Source organism: Snodgrassella sp. W6238H11, assembly GCF_016100525.1.
In the GTDB taxonomy this organism is placed as follows: Bacteria; Pseudomonadota; Gammaproteobacteria; order Burkholderiales; family Neisseriaceae; genus Snodgrassella; species Snodgrassella alvi.
Genome location: NZ_JACFSH010000001.1, coordinates 371978 through 392610 on the forward strand (window position 1 = coordinate 371978; position 20633 = coordinate 392610).

A 20633-nucleotide genomic window follows, 5' to 3' on the forward strand; every position below is an offset into this window, starting at 1 on the left:
TAATTGTTTTTAAAGTTAAGTTGTTTGAATCGTTTATAGATAAGTCTTAAGATAAATCGGCAATGTTTGAAATATAAATCCTAATTTCAAAATTTATATATTTATATAAATGAAAATATATTAATTATCTGGAGATGAATTTATGATTGAATCTTACAAACGGTTCTGGCATAACATTCTAAATTTTTCAGGGACTTCTAATCGTGCTGATTATTGGTGGCCGATTGTGATTAACTATGTTCTTGGAATAATTTTGACGTATGCAGTTGAAAAAATGCTCGGACATCCGATTAATGATATCTATACATGGGGCGACTGGACGATTGATTTTGTCTTTCTGGTAGTCTGCTTTGCTGTGTGGATAGCGACTTTGTCACTTCAGTTCAGACGGCTGCATGATACAAACCGTTCTGCATGGTGGATTCTGATTACTCTTATACCGATCATCGGGCAAATTTGGTTTATCATACTGATGCTGTTGCCGGGTAAGCCAAACCGTTTTGAGCAAAGATTATTCTAGTATTTTGCAGACATTCCCTCTGGAAAATAATAAAGACAAAACTAAAAGTTTAGTTTTGTCTTTATTTAGTCAGAGGGTTATATATATTATGATGATAAAAATAAACCACTAATTGAAAAATTTATTGCCATTGTAAAAAATGTCAACTATAAATTTTCATTTTGAATTATAAGAAGATAACAACAAGATTGGCAGGATGTAATAAATATTACATTTTTCTTATATTTTCATTTAAGTCTTAGTTTAAAAAATATTTAATTTATTTTAAATATTTATTATTTATGATGAAAATCATATATCTATTTTTTTAAATATATGATTTCCCTTAAAAAATATGTAACTAATGATAATATCTTATTTATTTACTTGTTTGAAACACTTCTTGATATTAAATAGACATCAGCAGCAGTCTCTGAACATTCTTCATAAGAAGCATCATTTTTAGTAATGGTTTCATAAGTATTTCCTGTTGTATCATAAAAAATAAAGTGATAAATCTGGGTATATAAGCCTTTTGCTTTTTTCTCAGATGCCAATAATGTTATCTTAGTTTTAGATTCATCTAAATTTATGTTATCAACTATACCAATTTTTTTTAACCAGCCTTCACTTATATTCATTGGCCAGGAATGGCAATCAGGCCCTTTAGCAAAGCTTAATATAGGTAAGACTGCTAATAGTGTTACTAGTAAAAGTTTTTTCACTTTTCTCCATCCTTAGATTTTATCTATAATGCTATTACTTCTAGAATTTTATCACCGCTGTTCCACATATCTTTTCGACACTTTTTATCTAGAATAATACAACCTTGAGATGCAAAACCGGAATGCTTTTTACTATCACCATGAATTAAAAAATTGGATCTACCACACATATTATTACCTGAATCAGGTTCTAACCTGATTACATATGTAACACGATGTAGATGTTTCAAGATAATCTTTAAAATGGCAAAATGTAATAAATATTACATCTTAATTATATATTTATTTGATACTAAGACTATATAAATTGCTGTAATCAAAATTTCACTATTCCAGAGCTAAATAAATGATATGATTTAAGATTTATTTTAAAAACATCTAATTTATTTTAAAAATTTATGAAGAAAATCATATATTTATTTTTAAATATATGATTTTCCTTAAAAAATATTTAACTAATGATAACATCTCATTTATTTACTCGTTTATTTATATAACTTTTTGATATTAAATAGACATCAGCAGCAGTCATTGAACATTCTTCATAAGAAGCATCATTTTTAGTAATGGTTTCATAAGTATTTCCTTTCATATCATAAAAAATAAAGTGATAAATTTGGGTATATAAGCCTTTTGCTTTTTTCTCAGATGCTAATAAAGTTGACTTAGTTTTAGATTCATCTAAATTTATGATATCAACTATACCCTCTCTTTGTAACCAGCTTTCACTTACATTCATTGGCCAGGAATCGCAATCAGGCCCTTTAGCAAAGCTTAATATAGGCAAGATTGCTAATAGTGTTACTATTAAAAGTTTTTTCACTTTTATATCCTTATTTTTCTATTACTTCTAGAATTTTATCTTTGCTCTTCCACATATCTTCCCGATACTGTCTGTCTAGAATTATACAACCATGGGAAGCAAAACCGGGATGCGTTTTACTATCACCATGAATTAAAAAACCGGATCTACCACACATATCATTACCTGGATCAGGTTCTAATCTGATTACATATGCACCACAGCTGGAATGTTTCAAGATAAGCTCTTTCATAATATATTTACCACTGGGCAGAGGACCAATATTACGCACACATTGTTTTAAAGGGTTGTTTTTCCCTTCCTTACCAAAACCTGCATACCCGATACAAATAAGTTTACCATTGTGTTTCAATTCAGCAGTTTTTTGTGCATAAGTCCAAGTCATAGCAATTCACTCCTTGTTTATAGTTAATAAAAATCTAAAATAGATTAAAATAAGTTACTTTATTATTTAAATTATTAAATATATTAAAAAATAGTAAATATATTATGTATTTTATTGGCAAAGATATCAATTTTTAAATGAATATCAAATCTGTATTTCGACTTTTGCGTTATAGTGCTGCCAGTTTTCTGATTGGAGTGTTATGAAAAATCTGTGGCAAAAGTTTGATCGGTCGTTTTTACGTGGACAGAAGTTATCTAAAGTCCTGGTTGTGCTGATTGCTGTATGGCTGTTTCTGGCTACCAGTCTGGTAGGGTTGTCGTTGAATACCTCATGGCGGCTGGAAGAGCTGGGAATGGCAATCAATGAAGCCGGCAGTCTGCGCAAGCGGGTGTTTTATATGGTACTGGTCACGAAAACACCGGGTGCAGAGCAGCAGTTTGCGGATGAAAAGCGTCAATTTAAGGAAATACTTGGTCATTTATACGAATTGCATGATACCGGGGTTATGAACGGCCAGCGCCATAAACAGTTATTAACTCAAGTTCAGGAAATTGAGGAGCAGTTGCAGGATTTTCTTGCTGACCGTGAAGCTTATTTACAGGGCAGACTAAGCGGAGAAGCTTTCCTTGCTCAGGCCAGAGAATTCACTGCGGTAATTGACCGGCTGGTTTTGCTTATTGAGCAAGATAATACGCACAATATTAGGCTGTTGCGCTGGCTACAGGCGCTAGTATTAATGATGGCTGTACTATCTGCGATTGTGTCTTTGCTGTTACTGCATCATTTGGTCATTTCGCCGCTATTACGTCTGAATCAGGGCATCAGTCAGATTGGTAAGGGTTATTTTGATACACGCCTGAAAGTGGGTACGGCCAATGAGTTCGGGCAGGTAGCACAGGGTTTTAATCTGATGGCCGCCAAATTGTATGAAGTATATGACACGCTGGAAAACCGGGTCGCTGAGCAAACGCAGGCAGTGGTTAAGCGTAATCGTGAGCTAGCGGTATTATATGCTATGACCTCATTGTTTCAGGAACAGCATGATCTGACGGTGCTGGTACAAATATTTATGCATAAAATGAAGGCATTCAGTGGTGCGGATGCCTGTGTGGTGCAGTTAAAAAATCGCCATTCACAGATGCTTGAAGTAGCCGGTTCGGACGGGCTGACAGAGGAGCAGGTAGATATGTTCCGTGATTATCGCTGTGATGGCGGGCGCTGTGTGCGGTTGCATCAGTCTGTGGTTAATTACAATAATCAATCGCTGGTCATTCATGAGGAAAATAATCATTGCTGTCAGATGCAGCAGGTTCTGCCGTTTTGTCTGACATTTGCAGTGAAATCAGTAGATGATGAAATCGGTATGCTGCATTTGTTTGCACTGAAGCCATTTGCACTGAGTGAAGAAAATCAACGTCTGATTTCAACTGTTTGCAGCCAGTTCGGGATAGCGATTGAAAGTATGCGCCTGAATGAACTGGATAAGCAGATGGCGATACTGGAAGAGCGTAACCTGATGGCACAAGGATTGCATGATAGTATCGCGCAGTCGCTTTCATTTATGAATATGCAGATACAGGTACTGGAAAAATCTCTTGCAGAGCAGAAACAAGAGCAGGCTAAACAGACTCTGGATTTTATTCATGAGGGTATTCAGCAATGCTATGATGATGTACGCGAATTATTGTCAAATTTCCGGGTACGTCTGGTTTCAGAAGGGCTAATCAGTTCGTTGCAGGAGGTGATGAAAAGATTTGAACAACAAACAGATATTGTTGCAGACTGGTCGGTAGAAGGCGATGTGTATGAGGTAGAGTCGGATGTACAATTGCAGGTAGTGTTCATTGTGCAGGAAGCATTATCAAATGTACGTAAACATGCGCATGCTGATGCTGTGCGGGTGAAGCTGGTATATCTGGCTGATCGCCTGAATCTCTGTATTGAAGATAACGGAATAGGTTTTGCCGAGGATACGCTCATTCAGAAGGGGCTGCACGGGCATGTGGGGGTACATATCATGAAAGAACGAGCCGGCAAAATTAATGGAGAATTAAAAATATTTGCACGTGAAAATAACGGGGTATGTGTAGAGTTGATGGTGCCGCGTCAGTATATTCATGCGCAGGAATAATTTTTGGGAATTTAATAATGCTTAATAAAAATAAGTACCGGATTCTGATTGTCGATGATCACACTTTGTTTCGGCGTGGTTTGCGTGCACTGATTGATAGTTGTGAGCGTTTTGAGGTGGTCGGTGAAGCCACAGACGGGCTTGAAGGGGTAAAAATGCAGCAACAGCTCCAGCCGGATGCTGTACTCCTTGATCTGGATATGCCGGTAATGAGAGGACTTGAAGCACTACCGCAGATGATAAATCATAATCCGCAGCAGGTGGTGCTGATGCTGACAGTATCTGAAGATGGTAGCGATTTACTCGAATGTATGCGGCTAGGCGCCCGCGGATATCTGTTAAAAAATATTGATACGGAATTTTTGCTGGATAGTATTGAAAAAGCGATTAGCGGTGATAGTGTGTTATCGCCTGAAATGACAAGTAAGCTGGTAACAAGGTTGCGCAGGCAGGAGCAGGCTGACGAGAAAATTACTGAACCACTGACACCGCGCGAACGGGAAATTTTGCGCTGGCTGGCACGTGGGAATAGTAATAAGGTGATTGCGCGTAATCTGGATGTGACTGAAAGCACTATAAAAGTGCATGTTCAGAATATTTTACGCAAATTAAATGTAGCCAGCAGGGTGCAGGCTGCTGTCTATGCCATTGAGCATGGTCTGGATAAATAAACAAATGAGTTGAGTATCGGATAATAGCTACTGAATATCAGAATTTGATAAAGGCCTATTGAGTTTGTCAATAGGTCTTTTTGCTTATTTGGCGTTGTGCTTTCTGATTAATGATTTTGCTTCGGATGACTAATTGGATATGAAAAGGTGATTACGTACACTAAAGAGAATTATTAATGGGGGTACAGAATGGATTCTGGTGTTAGAAAATCGGTAACAGTGCTTACTTCCAGCACGATTGCATTTATTGTCTGTTTTATGATCTGGATGATATTTGCTGTTTTGGGAATACCTATCAAAAAACAATTACAACTTAGTGAAGCTGAATTTGGTTTGCTGGTAGCGATGCCTGTACTGTCCGGATCACTTATCCGGGTGCCTTTAGGTATCTGGACTGACCGTTTTGGCGGCCGTATTGTATTTTTTCTGCTGATGCTGTCATGTGTTCCGGCAGTTTGGCTGCTTGAATATGCACACACATACAGTCAGTTTCTCTGGATTGCGCTGTGGCTGGGATTAGTAGGCGGCTCATTTTCTGTTGGTACTCCTTATGTGGCCAAATGGTTTCGTAAGGAACGTCAAGGTTTGGCAATGGGTATTTTTGGAGCCGGTAATGCTGGTTCTGCCGTAAATAAGTTTCTGGCACCTGCATTGATTGCAGCATATGGCTGGCAGGCTGTACCCCGCGTATATGCCGTAATTTTGCTGGTTATTACAGTGCTGTTCTGGTTTTTCAGTTATCCGGAGCCTAAAGCAGCTTCTGCTAAACAGCCAAGTCTGAAAGCTCAGTTGTTATTAATGAAAAATCCGCAAGTGCTGAAATACAGTCAGCTGTATTCGGTAGTGTTTGGTGGCTATGTGGGTATTTCGCTGTGGATGGTGAATTACTATGTTAACGAATATAACTTCGGCTTAGCACAGGCCGGGTTGCTGGCTGCATGCTTCTCTCTGCCGGGGGGTGTACTGCGTGCGTTTGGTGGCTGGCTGTCTGATAAATACGGTGCCTATAAAGTTACCTGGGCTGTAATGTGGATTTGCGCAATAGCATTCTTTCTGTTGTCTTATCCGCAAACACAAATGTCTATTCGTACAGTGAGCGGTCATCTGGATATGCATATTGGTTTAAATGCAACGATATTTACTGTGCTGCTGTTTGTGGTCGGTGTGGCTATGGCAATCGGTAAAGCTTCGGTATTCAAGTTTATTTCTGATGAGTTTCCGGATGACATGGGTACTGTGTCTGGTGTAGTAGGTCTGGCCGGGGGACTGGGCGGTTTTCTGTTGCCGATTATGTTTGGTCGGTTAGTAGACTGGACAGGTGTACGTTCTACCTCCTTCATGCTGATGTTTGGCACGGTATGTATCAGTTTAATCTGGATGCATTTTTCTCTGAAAAACCCTAAGCACCAATAAAGTGAGTTTGATATGGGTAAAGTTTTAAAAGATTGGCGGCCGGAAGATCAACAATTCTGGCAGTCTGGTGGTCGTGCAATAGCACGCAGAAATTTATGGATTTCCGTTCCTGCATTGTTACTGGCGTTTGCCATCTGGCAGGTATGGAGTGTGACTGTAGTAAAACTGCCACTGGTTGGATTTAAGTTCAGCAGCAATGAACTGTTCTGGCTGGCGGCCTTGCCGGCATTATCAGGTGCAACTTTACGAATTTTCTATTCATTTGTGATTCCGATTTTCGGTGGCCGGAAATGGACGACAATTTCTACAGCCAGTTTGCTGATTCCTGCGCTGGGTTTGGGCTTTGCTGTACAGAATCCGAATACTTCTTATACAACGATGTTCATTCTGGCACTTTTATGTGGTTTTGGCGGAGCAAATTTCAGTTCATCTATGTCCAATATCAGTCTGTTTTTCCCGAAATCGGAAAAAGGTCAGGCGATGGGGATTAATGCCGGTTTGGGCAATTTGGGCGTATCCGCAGTACAGATTGCTGTGCCACTGGCGATTACCAGCTGCCTGTTTGGTGCAATGGGCGGTGAGTCTCAGACAATTTCTACGCCACAGGGTTCTGCACAGGTTTGGTTGCAGAATGCGGGTTTTATCTGGGTACCGTTTATTGTGCTCAGTACGCTGGCTGCATGGTTTGGGATGAATGATATTGGCAGCATGCATTCCTCACTAAAGGAACAGTTTGTCATTTTCAAGCGGTTGCACAACTGGATTTTATGCTGGCTTTATGTGGGCACATTTGGTTCGTTCATCGGATTCTCGGCTGCTTTCCCGTTATTAATCAGCCATTCTTTCCCGCATCTGGATGCAGTTAAGTTTGCCTTTTTAGGTCCGTTCGTTGGTGCAGTACTGCGTGTGGTGGGTGGCTGGTTGTCTGACAAGATGTCTGCGGCAAAACTTACTGAAATCAGCTATGCCATGATGATTGTCGGGGTTATTGGTGTTCTGGTATTTCAGCCTATTGGTGGCAATGAAGGCAGTTTTGTTGGTTTTTTCTGTAGTTTTATGTTGCTGTTTGCCTTTAGTGGTATTGGTAACGGTTCAACTTATGCGCAGGTGCCGCGGATTTTCTCTCAGTTTCATCGTCATCTGCATCAGGGCGATGTTAAGACCTCAGAAGCTCATGCCACTAAAGAGTCAGCTACGGTATTAGGCTTTATGGGTGCAATCGGTGCCTATGGTGGTTTTCTGATTCCGAAAAGTTTTGGTTCTTCGATTGAGGCGACAGGCAGCGCATCAGTGGCTTTATGGGGCTTTATTGTTTTCTATGTAAGCTGTCTGATAATTAATTACTGGTTTTATGTTCGCAAACAATCAGTTACGAGTTGTTAATTTGAAGTGATCGCACCATTGTCATAGATAATGGTGCAGAAAAAATATAAATCAATAAGAAACTGTTTGAGGCTTTTGCCTCTATGGAGCACAAATTCATGAGCCATTTTTTAGACAGACTGAATTTTTTACGTAAAACCAAAGAAACATTTTCTGCCGGACATGGGGCAGTGGTGGCTGAGAGCAGAGAATGGGAAGATGCTTACCGCCAGCGCTGGCAGCATGACAAAATTGTACGTTCAACTCACGGGGTAAATTGTACCGGTTCTTGTAGTTGGCGCGTTTTTGTTAAAAACGGTTTGATTACATGGGAAATGCAACAGACAGATTACCCGCGTACTCGTGCCGATTTACCCAATCATGAACCGCGGGGCTGTCCGCGCGGTGCATCATATAGCTGGTATGTTTACTCTGCTCAGCGGGTGAAATACCCAATGATTCGCGCTTCTCTGCTGCGTATGTGGCGTGAAAAACGCCAGACTCTGAATGCAATTGAGGCGTGGCAGAGTATTACTCAGAATCCAAATCTGGCAAAAAAATACAAATCTGAGCGTGGTCAGGGCGGTTTTGTCCGTCTGGACTGGAAAGAGGCTTATGAAATTATTGCTGCTGCCAATGCATTTACAATTAAAGAGTTTGGCCCGGATCGTGTAATTGGCTTTTCTCCGATTCCGGCAATGTCGATGGTGAGCTATGCTGCCGGTTCGCGTTATCTGAGTCTGATTGGCGGTGTACCGCTGTCATTTTACGACTGGTATTGCGATTTACCGCCTTCCAGCCCGCAAACATGGGGTGAACAAACCGATGTTGCAGAATCTGCCGACTGGTACAACGCCAACTATCTGATGGTATGGGGCTCTAATGTACCCATGACACGCACTCCGGATGCGCATTTCTATACTGAAGTGCGTTATAAAGGTACAAAAACAGTAGCAGTTTCATCTGATTATGGTGAAATGGTGAAATTCAGTGATATCTGGATGGCACCAAAACAAGGGACAGATGCTGCACTGGCAATGGCAATGGGGCATGTGATTCTGAAAGAATTTCATCTGCAGAATCCGTCAGAATATTTTATCGATTATTGTCGTCGTCTGACAGATATGCCTAATCTGGTGGTGATTAATCAGGAAAACGGCAAACTGCTGCCGGGCTACTTCCTGCGTGCAAGCCAGATAGCAGGCGGGCTGGATGAAAGCAATCATCCTGAATGGAAAACACTGGTTATCGACGAAAATACCGGTGATATTGTTGCACCGAAAGGATCGATAGGTTTTCGCTGGGGTGAGCAGGGTAAATGGAATCTGCTGGCACAAAAATCCGACAGTACAGAAATCAAAGCGCTGATATCACTTAAAGATAATCATGATGCCATCATGGGTGTGTCTTTTGATTACTTCGGCGGGGATGATGCAGCAGAAGTCATTGTTAAAAATATTCCGGTTAAGCAGATAATTAATGCAGATGGCGAAAAAATACTGGTAACAACAGTATTTGATCTGATGTGTGCTAATTATGGTATTGACCGTGGTTTTGGCGGTGATGGCGTTACCGATGATTATCTGGCTGATGTGCCTTATACACCATTGTGGCAGCAGAAACATACTGGCGTGAAGCCGGAGCTGGTGATTCAGGTGGCACGCGAATTTGCCCAAAACGCACATGAAACACATGGTCGCAGTATGGTAATTGTGGGTGCCGGTCTGAATCACTGGTATCACATGGACATGGCGTATCGTGGCATTATCAATATGCTGATGATGTGTGGTTGTATCGGTCAGAGCGGCGGCGGCTGGTGTCATTATGTCGGTCAGGAAAAATTACGTCCGCAAACCGGCTGGGCACCTCTGGCTTTTGCTGCCGACTGGAACCGGCCTTCACGTCAGATGAATGGTACTTCTTTCTTCTATGCACACACCAGCCAGTGGCGGCATGAAAAACTCAAGATGTCGGAAGTTATTGCGCCCACTCATGCCGGTCAGATGGCTGATATGAGTCAGCTGGATTTCAACGTTAAAGCTGAACGAATGGGCTGGCTGCCTTCTGCTCCGCAGCTGGGACGTAATCCGCTTGATGTGACCCGTGATGCAGAAGCACAAGGTAAAGATCCGATTGCATTTGCTGTTGAGCAGATGAAATCGGGCGCACTGGATATGGCTTGTACTGATCCGGATAATCCGCAGAATTTCCCGCGTAATCTGTTTGTCTGGCGTTCCAATATTCTTGGTTCATCCGGTAAAGGGCATGAGTATTTCCTCAAGTATCTGCTTGGCACACAAAATGCACTGATGAGTGATGAAACTGATGCTATTAAGCCGATTGATGTACAAGTGCGTCCGGCAGCTGAGGGTAAGCTGGATTTACTTACCGTACTGGATTTTCGTATGTCTACTACCTGTCTGTATGCAGATATTGTGCTGCCTACAGCCACCTGGTATGAAAAAGATGATCTGAACACTTCGGATATGCATCCGTTTATCCATCCGCTTAGCGAGGCAGTAAAACCGCTTTGGGAAAGTAAAACTGACTGGGATATTTATCGTGGTCTGGCGAAAGCATTTTCCGAAACTGCCAAAGATTATCTGGGTGTACGTAAGGATCTGGTATTAACACCATTGATGCACGACAGTCCAGAAGAGCTGGCTCAGCCGTTTGACCCGAAAGACTGGAAACTGGGTGAATGTGAACCGGTACCGGGCAAAACCATGCCGAAAATGACCGTGGTTGAACGTGATTATGGTGCTATTTATGACAAATTCACTTCTGTAGGACCGTTGCTGGAAAAAATCGGTAATGGTGGTAAAGGTATTAGCTGGCAGACTGGTGCAGAAGTAGATTTACTGCGCAAACTTAACAACACCCAATCCGAAGGTGTGGCCACAGGCCAGCCGAAACTGCACACAGCTATTGATGCTGCGGAAATGATTCTGACACTGGCTCCGGAGACCAATGGCCATGTGGCAGTTAAAGCATGGGAAGCTTTATCAAAAAATACAGGTATCGACCATACTCATCTGGCCATTGCCCGTGAAGATGATGCTATCCGTTTCCGCGATGTGCAGGCACAGCCGCGCAAGATTATTTCATCACCCACATGGTCTGGTCTGGAAAGTGAAAAAGTCAGCTATAACGCCGGTTATACCAATGTGCACGAACTGATTCCATGGCGCACCTTAACCGGCCGGCAGCAGTTTTATCAGGATCATCAATGGATGCGGCTGTTTGGTGAGGGACTGGTTTCCTATCGTCCGGCTGTAGATCTGAAAACCACGCTGAATGTGAAAGGCCATCAAAGCAACGGCAACCCTGAAATCGTACTGAATTTCATCACACCACATCAGAAATGGGGTATTCACAGTACATATTCAGATAATTTACGCATGCTGACCTTATCACGCGGTGGTCCGCATGTGTGGGTTTCTGAAATTGATGCTAAACGTGCCGGTCTCGAAGATAACGACTGGGTGGAAGTATTCAATGTGAATGGTACGCTGACCGCACGGGTAGTGGTTAGTCAGCGAGTACCTGAAACCATGATTCTGATGTATCACGCACAGGAAAAAATTGTCAATGTGCCCGGTTCAGAGCTGTCCGGTAAACGCGGAGGTATTCATAACTCAGTCACTAAAGTGGTTATGAAGCCAACGCATATGATTGGTGGTTATGCTCAATTATCATGGGGCTTTAATTATTACGGTACGGTAGGTACCAACCGTGATGAGCTTGTCGTAGTACGCAAAATGAACAGAGTGGAATGGCTGGATCAACCGGCCAAAACACCGGTGACAGAATAAAAAGGACACAATCATGAAAATTCGTGCACAAATCGGAATGGTGTTAAATCTGGACAAGTGTATTGGCTGTCATACCTGTTCTGTTACCTGTAAAAATGTATGGACCAGTCGTGACGGGGTCGAATATGCCTGGTTTAATAATGTAGAAACAAAACCCGGTATCGGCTATCCGAAAAACTGGGAGGATCAGGAACAGTATAAAGGTGGCTGGGTACGTGAAAATTCAGGCAAGCTGAAACTGAAGCAGGGTAATCGTCTCAAAGTACTGGCCAATATCTTTGCCAACCCTAATATGCCGGCTATTGACCAGTATTATGAACCGTTTACCTATGATTATGAGCATCTGCAAAATGCACCACTGATGCAAACACCGCCTACAGCACGGCCTGTTTCGGTATTAACCGGGCAGAAAATGGATAAAATTCACTGGGGACCGAACTGGGAAGATGATTTAGGCGGTGAATTTGCCAAGCGTTCTAAAGATAAACTTTTTGATGGCATTCAGAAAGATATCTACGCTGCTTTTGAAAATACATTTATGATGTATTTGCCGCGTCTGTGTGAGCATTGCCTGAATCCAGCCTGTGTGGCCAGTTGTCCGTCCGGCTCTATATACAAGCGTGAAGAAGATGGGATTGTCCTGATTGATCAGGATAAATGCCGTGGCTGGCGTATGTGTGTTTCTGGCTGCCCTTATAAAAAGATTTACTACAACTGGGTGGCAGGCAAAGCGGAAAAATGTATTTTCTGTTATCCGCGCATTGAAGGCGGTCAACCGACAATTTGTTCAGAAACCTGTGTTGGCAGAATACGTTATCTCGGTGTACTCCTCTATGATGCAGACCGGATCAGTGAGAGTGCTGCGATAGAAAATCCTCAGGATTTATACGAACAGCAACTGGATATTTTTCTTGACCCGAATGATCCTGAAATTGCCAAAGAAGCACTGGCTCAGGGAATTCCGGCAGACTGGATACAGGCGGCTCAGAATTCGCCGGTTTATAAAATGGCGGTTGAATGGAAAGTGGCATTTCCGTTGCATCCAGAATATCGTACTTTACCGATGGTTTGGTATATTCCGCCGTTATCACCAATTCAGTCTGCGGTTGAATCCGGTGTTATTGGTCAGAATGGCCTGATTCCGGAAATAAAAGATATGCGAATTCCGATTGAGTATCTGGCCAATCTATTGACTGCCGGTAAAACCGAGCCAATTATTAATGCGCTGCAAACCATGATTGATATGCGTAAATACATGCGCAGCAAAAATATTTATTCTGAAGAGCAGGCATTACAGGAATTGTCCGGACATCGTTTGAGTGCTGCGCAAATTGAAGAAATGTATCAGGTAATGGCAATTGCCAATTATGAAGACAGATTTGTCATTCCAAGTGCACATAAAGAACTGGTCAGCAATACTTTTGAGGAAAAAGCCAGTTGCGGATTTTCTTTTGGAGATGGCTGCCATAACGGTCACAGCAAAGAAAGCCTGTTTGGTACACGTAAAGCTTCACCGATTATTTTTCATGGACTGCGTAAGAAAAATAATCGTCAGTCGGCCTCATAGGACAGACAAATGTATAAAATTTTATCCATTTTACTAAGCTATCCAAGGCAGGAATGGTTAGACCATACGGATGAATTGCATTCAATTCTGGCCGATCAGTTATCTGCTAATCAGATTTCGGTATTACAGCCATTTTTTGAACATTTACGCACGCATGATGAAATCGATCTTCAAGAAGTATATGTAGCTACTTTTGATCGCAGTCGCAAACATGCTTTACACATGTTTGAACATCTGCATGGAGAAGATCGCATCCGTGGTCAGGCGATGGTCGATTTACTGGCAGAATATCAGAAACACGGCTTTGAACCTGCCGATAATGAATTGCCGGATTATCTGCCTTTATTTTTAGAATTTTTGTCTCATGTTGCCGAAGATGAAGCCAAAAATTTACTTGCTGATGCAGTCCATGTGATTGGCTATATAGCTGACAACCTGCATCAGAGTAAATCAGTATATGCACCGGTTATGGATGCAGTTGTCGCTTTATCTCCAGTTAAACCACAGCCATTACAGGCTGCACCAGTACGCAATATGGACGAAGCTCTGGAAAAATTCGGACCAACAGCAGAAGGACTGGAACCGTTATTAAATCAGCCGTCTGTGCAGGAAGTGCAATTTTTCCGCAATAAAAAATTCAGTTAGCCGGGAGACAGCATGTATTATCTTAATCAATTTATTTTCGGCATTTTTCCTTATATTGCCGCCAGTATTTTTTTTCTGGGCAGTTTGATTCGTTTTGATACAAATCAGTATTCATGGAAGTCTGAATCAAGCCAGCTGCTTTATCCGCGTCTGCTGCGAGTTGGCAATATTCTGTTTCATATTGGTGTACTCGGACTGTTTTTCGGACATCTGGTCGGTTTGCTTACGCCTGTAGTAGTTTGGGATACACTTGGTGTTACTCATGAAGCCAAGCAGCTGACAGCAATGATTGCCGGCGGAATAATGGGTACACTTGCTTTAATCGGATTACTGATGCTTATTTACCGGCGTTTCAGCTGTGCACGTTTACTGGCTAACAGTAGCTGGCGCGACAAACTGGTATTAATCTGGTTGCTGATTACGCTTTGTCTGGGGCTGGGTACTATCCATGTTTCCGCTCATCATCTGGACGGAGCAGAAATGATTAGTCTTATGCAGTGGGCTCAGCATATTGTGACATTCAGAGGCGGTGCAGCGGATATTATTGCGCATGTCAGCCCGATTTTTAAATTACACCTCTTTATGGGTATGAGTGTATTTGTAATCTTTCCATTTACCCGTCTGGTGCATATCTGGAGCGGATTTGGTACTTTAGTCTATCTGAAGCGTAAAACACAGCTGGTCAGAAGCAGACGTTATTAAATAGTTTCTAAAAAAGAAAAAGGCAGTACTGGTATTCAGTACTGCCTTATTTATAATTTAAAAATCAATCTAAAATTTAACCTGCTCATTTGCCTCTACAGCTTAAATTTCATTTTCAGAAAATCTTTGGTTTTTCCTGTCTTCTTACTATTATTAAAATTTACCTATATTTTTTTAAACTGGTGGATAGAATTACTAAATCAACATTTCCGCCTGAAATAAACTTACTCGCAAAAGAATCATTTAACCATATAATTTCAGCAACGTGAGTATCGGTGTCAGCTACACCCAGTCATTAAATCAATAGCAGATTATCGTCGCAATAAAGCCAGAACAGATGCATTGAAAACACAGCGTAAAAATATTCTGCAAGTAATCTTACTGCGTGATATCTGTCAGCTTGAAAAAATTGCCGGTAACGACACATAAATAAAGATTAATAAAATAAATATTGACGAAAAACAAAGTTAATTCATTTTTATAATAATAGGATATTGATAGATAAAATTTGTACAATTCAACAATAACTATAAATATCAAAAAGGTTAGGGTGATGAAAAAAACATGGGCATGGCTGGCGATGCTGGCAGCAATCGAATTAATGGGTTGTTCCAATCATTTCGAACCTTTTGTCGGCATAACCTCAGGTAAAAACCGCATGTATGCAGCACCGGTAGAAGCCTATGAATACAATTATGAAAATATGAGCGGGGGTAGTATCGGAGGAGGATGTATTCCGGGTACACCAGGTGTTGATGATTATGAAGTTGGTAAAAGACGCTATGGAGGAGGAGCTACCTGTGGTGCAGCAGCATTAAGAGCAAAATGGACACCTGGTATGACTATGAAAATAGAATGGGAAGTTTTACCTTATCCGGGATGGAAACCGCATATGTTAAATACTGCAGGAGTAAATATAGATAAAAAAGAAGTACAAATAATTGATCAGTATGATGAATATTATTCAGCAGAAATACCCCTACCGCCACCACCACCTTCAGCCGGTGATGATTTTGGTAAAGTAGCAAATATTACGGTACATTTTCTTGCATGCAATCAGTTGTTTATCACTTATGGGACGATAGAAGAAGGTCGTAATACACCAATGCATTACAAACTGTTTGCCGAAAGCCAGAAACTGTGTACGCCACGCCCGAGCGTTAAATCGATGGCAGATTATCGTCGCAACAAAGCCAGAATGGATGCAGTGAAAGCGGAACGTAAAAATATTCCGCAGGTAATCTTACCGCGTTATATCAAGCAACTGGAAGCAGAAGGTAAATTACCGGTAAGTGGCAGTAAAGCACAATAATTTTATTAATAAGGGAGATTATTATGACTGATAATGCAAAACAGCCTGATGATAGTAAACCAAAAGCCAATGGCAGCTCTAAATCTTCAAATATCGATAAGCAGTTTAATTTGGGACATATAATAGAAGATATATTGGGTTTAAACCCTCCCGAAGTCAATACCGACGACCCGAATGATAAACCCAGTGCTATCGGAAAAGTAATTAATAAAGCCGGTAAAAAAATAGGAGAGATTGGCACAGGTATAGGTGAGATAGCTCAAAAAGGCATAGATGCAGTTCAGGGGGTACTGGATGAGCTACCACCATTGAAAGATGTTGATTTTGACTGGCCGGTTATGCATAAGCCACAGGTTTTTCCAACTGAGCCGGGCGGGCGCCTGCCGGCTTCAATTGAGGTAATTCAGGAAAATAGAGGTGATTGCTTTTATAAAGGTCCTAAAGAGGACAAGCCGTGCCAGAAAATCATTAAAATCAGTTTTTTCTTTGATGGTACCAATAATCATGAAAAGGCGGATAAAGTAGTCAGCGGTGCCGAAGCACCTACTGAAGAGGAGCTGAAAAAACAGGACAAAGCAGCACCGCAAGCCAAAATGATTGCTGCGTATACCTATCCTCGTACCAGTAATGTAGCACGTTTATTCCATGCCTGTATGGGAGCAGGAGGAACACCGGGTGAGGTTAGCTATAGTTCGCCTATGATAGAAAATGGTTGGTTTAAACATTATATTCAAGGCGTGGGAACGCGTTTTGAAGAAATCGGTGATTTGGATCCGGGTTTCAGTGGTGAGATGTTTGCACGCTATGGGCAGTCGCGGATTAACTGGGCACTGACACGCTTATGCGCCACACTTGGTCTATGTAAAGTTTTTAATGAAAAGCCTTTATTATTAACAACAGCGCAAAAAATGATTAAAGGCATGGATTCAAAAATTGGCCGTAAAAACCAGCTTGATGAGTATATAGACTCGCTGGTTTTTGCCAACAGTAATCAGCCATTACCACAGGCAATCAAACTGTATGTAATCGGATTTTCACGCGGAGCGGCTGAGGGACGTACTTTTATTAACTGGCTGCTGGAATACTTGCTGGAGCGTCCGGAGAATGCCGATGCAAAAAAACAGCTGGAAAAATTGATGGAACAGCGTCGCCAGCAACGAAAAGAATTACGCGAGTACTATCGTAAATATCCGGAAGCAAAGGCAGAAGCTCAAAAGCAGGCGATAGAAGAGGAAAAAGCGGCTAGCAGTGGCGTTAAACAGAATACAACACAGAACGGAGCCAAGCCGGGACAAGGGTCGCAGTCAGCGCCGCCTAAAGCCCCGGGCAATAATACGGGTAATCAGCAAAACAATAATAATGGTACGAATAAAAATTCAAACAACAGCGGTCCGGTTAACGGAGCCAATACCACGGTCAGTCTGAATCAGTCTGCCAATATCAATGCCAATCGCAAGGATGATAAGAAGACTGAACCTAAACCTGAATTTATCTATCTTAAGCTTAGAGGTATCCCGATCTATATCGAAATGGCTGGTTTGTTCGATACGGTAGCCAATGTAGGTATGTCTCCGCTAACTTCCTTGATTAGTGGTCATTTCGGCTGGGCACATGGCACCATGTCTTTGGAACAGGCAGCGGCTGCACGTTTTGTAAAAAGCTGCTATCACTTTGTGGCCGGGCATGAGCAGCGCAGAAGTTTTTCCGTTGAAAGTATCTGTATTGACGGCGGTTATCCGCGTGGTGGCGGCGCTGAGTTTCGTGAATATACTTATCCTGGTGTCCATGCGGATATAGGCGGCGGCTATCCGCCGGGTGCGCAGTTTAAAAGTAATTTTGGGATGGGGCATGTGATAGCCCAGATAACTCTGCATGATATGTATGCACGCTGTTGGCAACATGGTATGCCATTACAAATAATGGATATTCATCCATTGTTAAAAGCTCAAATGAAAAAAACACCTAAATTTAAGCTGAAAAACTATGAATCAATGGATAAAAAAACTATTAAGGAATTTGATATACAACCAGAAATGGTGCAGCGATTTAATGCCTGGCTGGAAACAACAGTTCTCGACAATATCACGAAGAGTTTGCAGAAGCAGGTTCATCATATTACGGCCTGGCGGATTCTGCGCTGGGTTAAAGACGGAATAGATGGCTATGCTACATTTCTGGGGCTGTCCATTACACGCAAAAAAGGATCTGCCGGAGAAAAAGAAGATGCTGAACAGGTTAGCGCACGGGAAAAAATCATTGCTCAGGGGCGCAAAGAGGCAAATGAAAAACTTTCTAATGCATCCGGTGGTTTAGTGCCGGCATCATCTGATTCAATTGCAGATGATGATAAATTATGGCAGCAGGCCGGTTTGGGAGACATACCGGCAGAAAAACGCGATGATTTTTTAAATGGCATGATTAATAAAAATTATGATCCGGTGAATGATGGTTGGGATATGCTGGAAAGTGCCAAAGAATTCAAAGCAGATTATCTGCATGAATTTCGTTTTGAATCTTTCCTGTCATTAGGATTCTTAATGAAAACTTTTGCCGGCAGTATTTATATGCTCAATAATGTCGATGAGGCGGCTGAGTTTAAAGATATACATGAAGAAGGCGATAAGCTTTATTTTGGAGATCCGGCAAAAAATGAAAAAAAAGCTCCGCCTCCGCCTCCTTCTCAGGATGATGGATTTGAAGGTGATCCGGTAGCAACGGGAGCAACACCGCCGATAGCACCACCCAATAAAAAGGATAAGTCTGGTTCTATTTTTGACGGGCTGTTTGAAAATCTGGATATTGGCGCTGTAGCTACAGGCATTATATTAGACAGAGTAAAAGATAAAATTAATAAGGGTAAGAAAAAAGCAGAAGCCGCAAAAGATAAGTCTGGCAAAAAGCCGGAAAAGGTATCCGGCAAGGATAATGCTCTGGCAATTTTATCCAGCGTTTGGGAGCGACTTAATAGCAAAGATAAGCGTGATGTAACGGTATTAATGGATAAAATTAAAAAAACACCGGAGCAGTATTCCAAAACATTCGGAAAAATAGTTACGCTGTTTGACGAACAGATTCATGATTCGCGTGCCAAATACATGCATTCAATATTGAATGACCGTGAACCATTTACCAGTTATTTTGCACACCGGCTTGTATTCAGTGGTTCAACGTCTAATAAACAGATTACACCGCTAATGTTGCAGAATAATCTTATTGGTATCGCCGGTCTTGCTCGCAGTGCTTATATGTCTATCCGCTATGGTAATCCGGCCTATATTTTGTTAGGACTCAATAACCCTGAATTTTTTGTAACAGAAAATGAACGCAAAGCATATGAAGCACTGATTAACGGATTTGATGCGATTGCAGTCAATCCTGATACCGGTAAAATTATACTTAACGGTAAAAATATTAAAAATATTTATAATCTGTATCAGAATTCGCAGCAATCAATTCAGAAAATAAAAGAAGCCCATGAAAAACTAACTGAATGGAACGGACGTGATTTTGCAGATAAGATTACTCAGGAAATAGCAAAATATGGCGATGAAACAATAAAAAATCTACAGCAGATTCGCCAGCTGCTGGAGGAACAAAAGGCTGCGCTTAAAGCAGCTGCCGAAGCTGAAAAACAAAAGAAACAGGCTGAATTAACACAAAGCCAGGCAGCAGCAATGGCTAAGGCAAGCGAAGCACAAGCCAATGAGGCCGAGGCTGGCGGTGCCGAAACAGCCGCTCAGCTTGAACAACAGCTAAATACAATGATTAGCAAAATTGATAAAAATATTAATCAGCTGCAATCATTACTGGAATCGTCGGGTAGTAGCGGGGACGCCAGTGCGCTGGAGCATGCTCAGGAATTACTCAAACAGCTTGATCCGCAACTGGTGAATGGATTAAATCTAAACAATCTCAGTAATCTGGATAAAGCCCGTCAGGCTTTAAATGGAGCTCAAAATGCCATACAAGCCGGAAATATAACGGTTCCGAATGGCAGTCCGGTAAATGTATTACCGGCGCAACAGCAACTGGCGGATATTAATCCGCAATCTATGGCAGATTACCTGAGTAATCAGATTGCCCAATATCAGCAAAATCTGCTGCAGCAGACTCAGGCTACCGTATCGCTTATGCACAATGGCGTCAATGATCCGCAGACGCTTGCACAGGTTTTTTATCGAAATGCGCAGGGTGATATTGCTGATCAAGTAGTAAATAACATCAGCAAAACCACACTAAGCAGTATGGGAATGTCGGATCTGGAGCTGAATGAATTCTTACCGGAAAATATTGCTAACCGCAGCCAGACAGAAATTATTCAGCTGGTACAGCAACTGCGCAGCGGAAATGTTCCGGCTGAATTGCAATCATTACCGAAATACCGTTTGCAGCTAATGGCCAAAGTGCTGGAAAGCTGGCTTGTCTGAGGCTTACGACCGGCATGATTATTTCTCTGCCGGTCTGATAAAACTGTGCAAAGGTGAAAGTATATTATCTGATTTGGTTTTGAATCATAAAAAGCAAAAATGATGAATAGTGTTGCACAAATAACTGAAAAGTTGATTTATATATAAAATAAG

At 41.7% G+C, this 20633-nt stretch carries 14 protein-coding genes; 11 read left to right on the forward strand and 3 right to left on the reverse strand.

Annotated features, from left to right (window positions below):
- The first annotated feature begins 142 nt into the window (after positions 1-142).
- Positions 143-520, forward strand: a complete 378-nt coding sequence (locus tag H3V00_RS01595; protein WP_198206609.1) for a DUF805 domain-containing protein — start codon at positions 143-145, stop codon at positions 518-520.
- Between the two features lie 362 nt (positions 521-882).
- On the opposite strand, the gene H3V00_RS01600 is transcribed toward H3V00_RS01595, so the two are convergent.
- From H3V00_RS01600 to H3V00_RS01610, 3 genes are all read right to left on the reverse strand, one after another.
- Positions 883-1224 (reverse strand): hypothetical protein, encoded by a 342-nt coding sequence (locus tag H3V00_RS01600; RefSeq protein ID WP_198206608.1) that lies wholly within the window; start codon positions 1222-1224, stop codon positions 883-885.
- Positions 1225-1693: 469 nt separating this feature from the next.
- The gene (locus H3V00_RS01605; protein ID WP_198206607.1) at positions 1694-2047 is read right to left on the reverse strand and encodes a hypothetical protein; all 354 of its coding nucleotides are present in this window, start codon (positions 2045-2047) and stop codon (positions 1694-1696) included.
- Between the two features lie 10 nt (positions 2048-2057).
- On the reverse strand, positions 2058-2432 hold the full coding sequence (locus tag H3V00_RS01610) for a tlde1 domain-containing protein (protein WP_198206606.1): 375 nt from the start codon (positions 2430-2432) through the stop codon (positions 2058-2060).
- A 202-nt stretch (positions 2433-2634) separates the two neighbouring features.
- Here H3V00_RS01610 and H3V00_RS01615 point away from each other — a divergent pair, with 202 nt between their 5' ends.
- From H3V00_RS01615 to H3V00_RS01660, 10 genes are all read left to right on the forward strand, one after another.
- Positions 2635-4566, forward strand: coding sequence for a histidine kinase (locus H3V00_RS01615; protein ID WP_198206605.1), 1932 nt, complete (start codon positions 2635-2637; stop codon positions 4564-4566).
- A 17-nt stretch (positions 4567-4583) separates the two neighbouring features.
- The gene (locus tag H3V00_RS01620) at positions 4584-5237 is read left to right on the forward strand and encodes a response regulator transcription factor (RefSeq protein WP_174830023.1); all 654 of its coding nucleotides are present in this window, start codon (positions 4584-4586) and stop codon (positions 5235-5237) included.
- 189 nt (positions 5238-5426) lie between these two features.
- Positions 5427-6650: a nitrate/nitrite transporter gene (locus H3V00_RS01625; RefSeq protein WP_084564566.1), complete on the forward strand. Its 1224-nt coding sequence runs from the start codon at positions 5427-5429 to the stop codon at positions 6648-6650.
- Positions 6651-6662: 12 nt separating this feature from the next.
- Complete coding sequence (locus H3V00_RS01630) at positions 6663-8033, forward strand: NarK family nitrate/nitrite MFS transporter (protein ID WP_198206604.1); 1371 nt, start codon at positions 6663-6665, stop codon at positions 8031-8033.
- 98 nt (positions 8034-8131) lie between these two features.
- The gene (locus tag H3V00_RS01635; protein ID WP_198206603.1) at positions 8132-11827 is read left to right on the forward strand and encodes a nitrate reductase subunit alpha; all 3696 of its coding nucleotides are present in this window, start codon (positions 8132-8134) and stop codon (positions 11825-11827) included.
- Between the two features lie 13 nt (positions 11828-11840).
- Entirely contained in the window at positions 11841-13394 is a 1554-nt protein-coding gene (gene narH / locus H3V00_RS01640) for a nitrate reductase subunit beta (protein WP_037488730.1), read from the forward strand.
- 9 nt (positions 13395-13403) lie between these two features.
- Positions 13404-14039 (forward strand): nitrate reductase molybdenum cofactor assembly chaperone, encoded by a 636-nt coding sequence (gene narJ / locus H3V00_RS01645; protein ID WP_037488732.1) that lies wholly within the window; start codon positions 13404-13406, stop codon positions 14037-14039.
- A gap of 12 nt (positions 14040-14051) precedes the next feature.
- Complete coding sequence (gene narI / locus H3V00_RS01650; RefSeq protein ID WP_025330500.1) at positions 14052-14741, forward strand: respiratory nitrate reductase subunit gamma; 690 nt, start codon at positions 14052-14054, stop codon at positions 14739-14741.
- A 553-nt stretch (positions 14742-15294) separates the two neighbouring features.
- Positions 15295-16053: a DUF3304 domain-containing protein gene (locus H3V00_RS01655; RefSeq protein ID WP_198206602.1), complete on the forward strand. Its 759-nt coding sequence runs from the start codon at positions 15295-15297 to the stop codon at positions 16051-16053.
- A gap of 23 nt (positions 16054-16076) precedes the next feature.
- Positions 16077-20480 (forward strand): DUF2235 domain-containing protein, encoded by a 4404-nt coding sequence (locus tag H3V00_RS01660; RefSeq protein ID WP_198206601.1) that lies wholly within the window; start codon positions 16077-16079, stop codon positions 20478-20480.
- Positions 20481-20633 lie beyond the last annotated feature (153 nt).

Coding starts and splice junctions, on each gene's coding strand:
- H3V00_RS01595 (WP_198206609.1), top strand. CDS start 143: ATGATTGAATCTTACAAACGGTTCTGGCATAACATTCTAAATTTTTCA.
- H3V00_RS01610 (WP_198206606.1), bottom strand. CDS start 2,432: ATGACTTGGACTTATGCACAAAAAACTGCTGAATTGAAACACAATGGT.
- H3V00_RS01615 (WP_198206605.1), top strand. CDS start 2,635: ATGAAAAATCTGTGGCAAAAGTTTGATCGGTCGTTTTTACGTGGACAG.
- H3V00_RS01620 (WP_174830023.1), top strand. CDS start 4,584: ATGCTTAATAAAAATAAGTACCGGATTCTGATTGTCGATGATCACACT.
- H3V00_RS01625 (WP_084564566.1), top strand. CDS start 5,427: ATGGATTCTGGTGTTAGAAAATCGGTAACAGTGCTTACTTCCAGCACG.
- H3V00_RS01630 (WP_198206604.1), top strand. CDS start 6,663: ATGGGTAAAGTTTTAAAAGATTGGCGGCCGGAAGATCAACAATTCTGG.
- H3V00_RS01635 (WP_198206603.1), top strand. CDS start 8,132: ATGAGCCATTTTTTAGACAGACTGAATTTTTTACGTAAAACCAAAGAA.
- narH (WP_037488730.1), top strand. CDS start 11,841: ATGAAAATTCGTGCACAAATCGGAATGGTGTTAAATCTGGACAAGTGT.
- narJ (WP_037488732.1), top strand. CDS start 13,404: ATGTATAAAATTTTATCCATTTTACTAAGCTATCCAAGGCAGGAATGG.
- narI (WP_025330500.1), top strand. CDS start 14,052: ATGTATTATCTTAATCAATTTATTTTCGGCATTTTTCCTTATATTGCC.
- H3V00_RS01655 (WP_198206602.1), top strand. CDS start 15,295: ATGAAAAAAACATGGGCATGGCTGGCGATGCTGGCAGCAATCGAATTA.
- H3V00_RS01660 (WP_198206601.1), top strand. CDS start 16,077: ATGACTGATAATGCAAAACAGCCTGATGATAGTAAACCAAAAGCCAAT.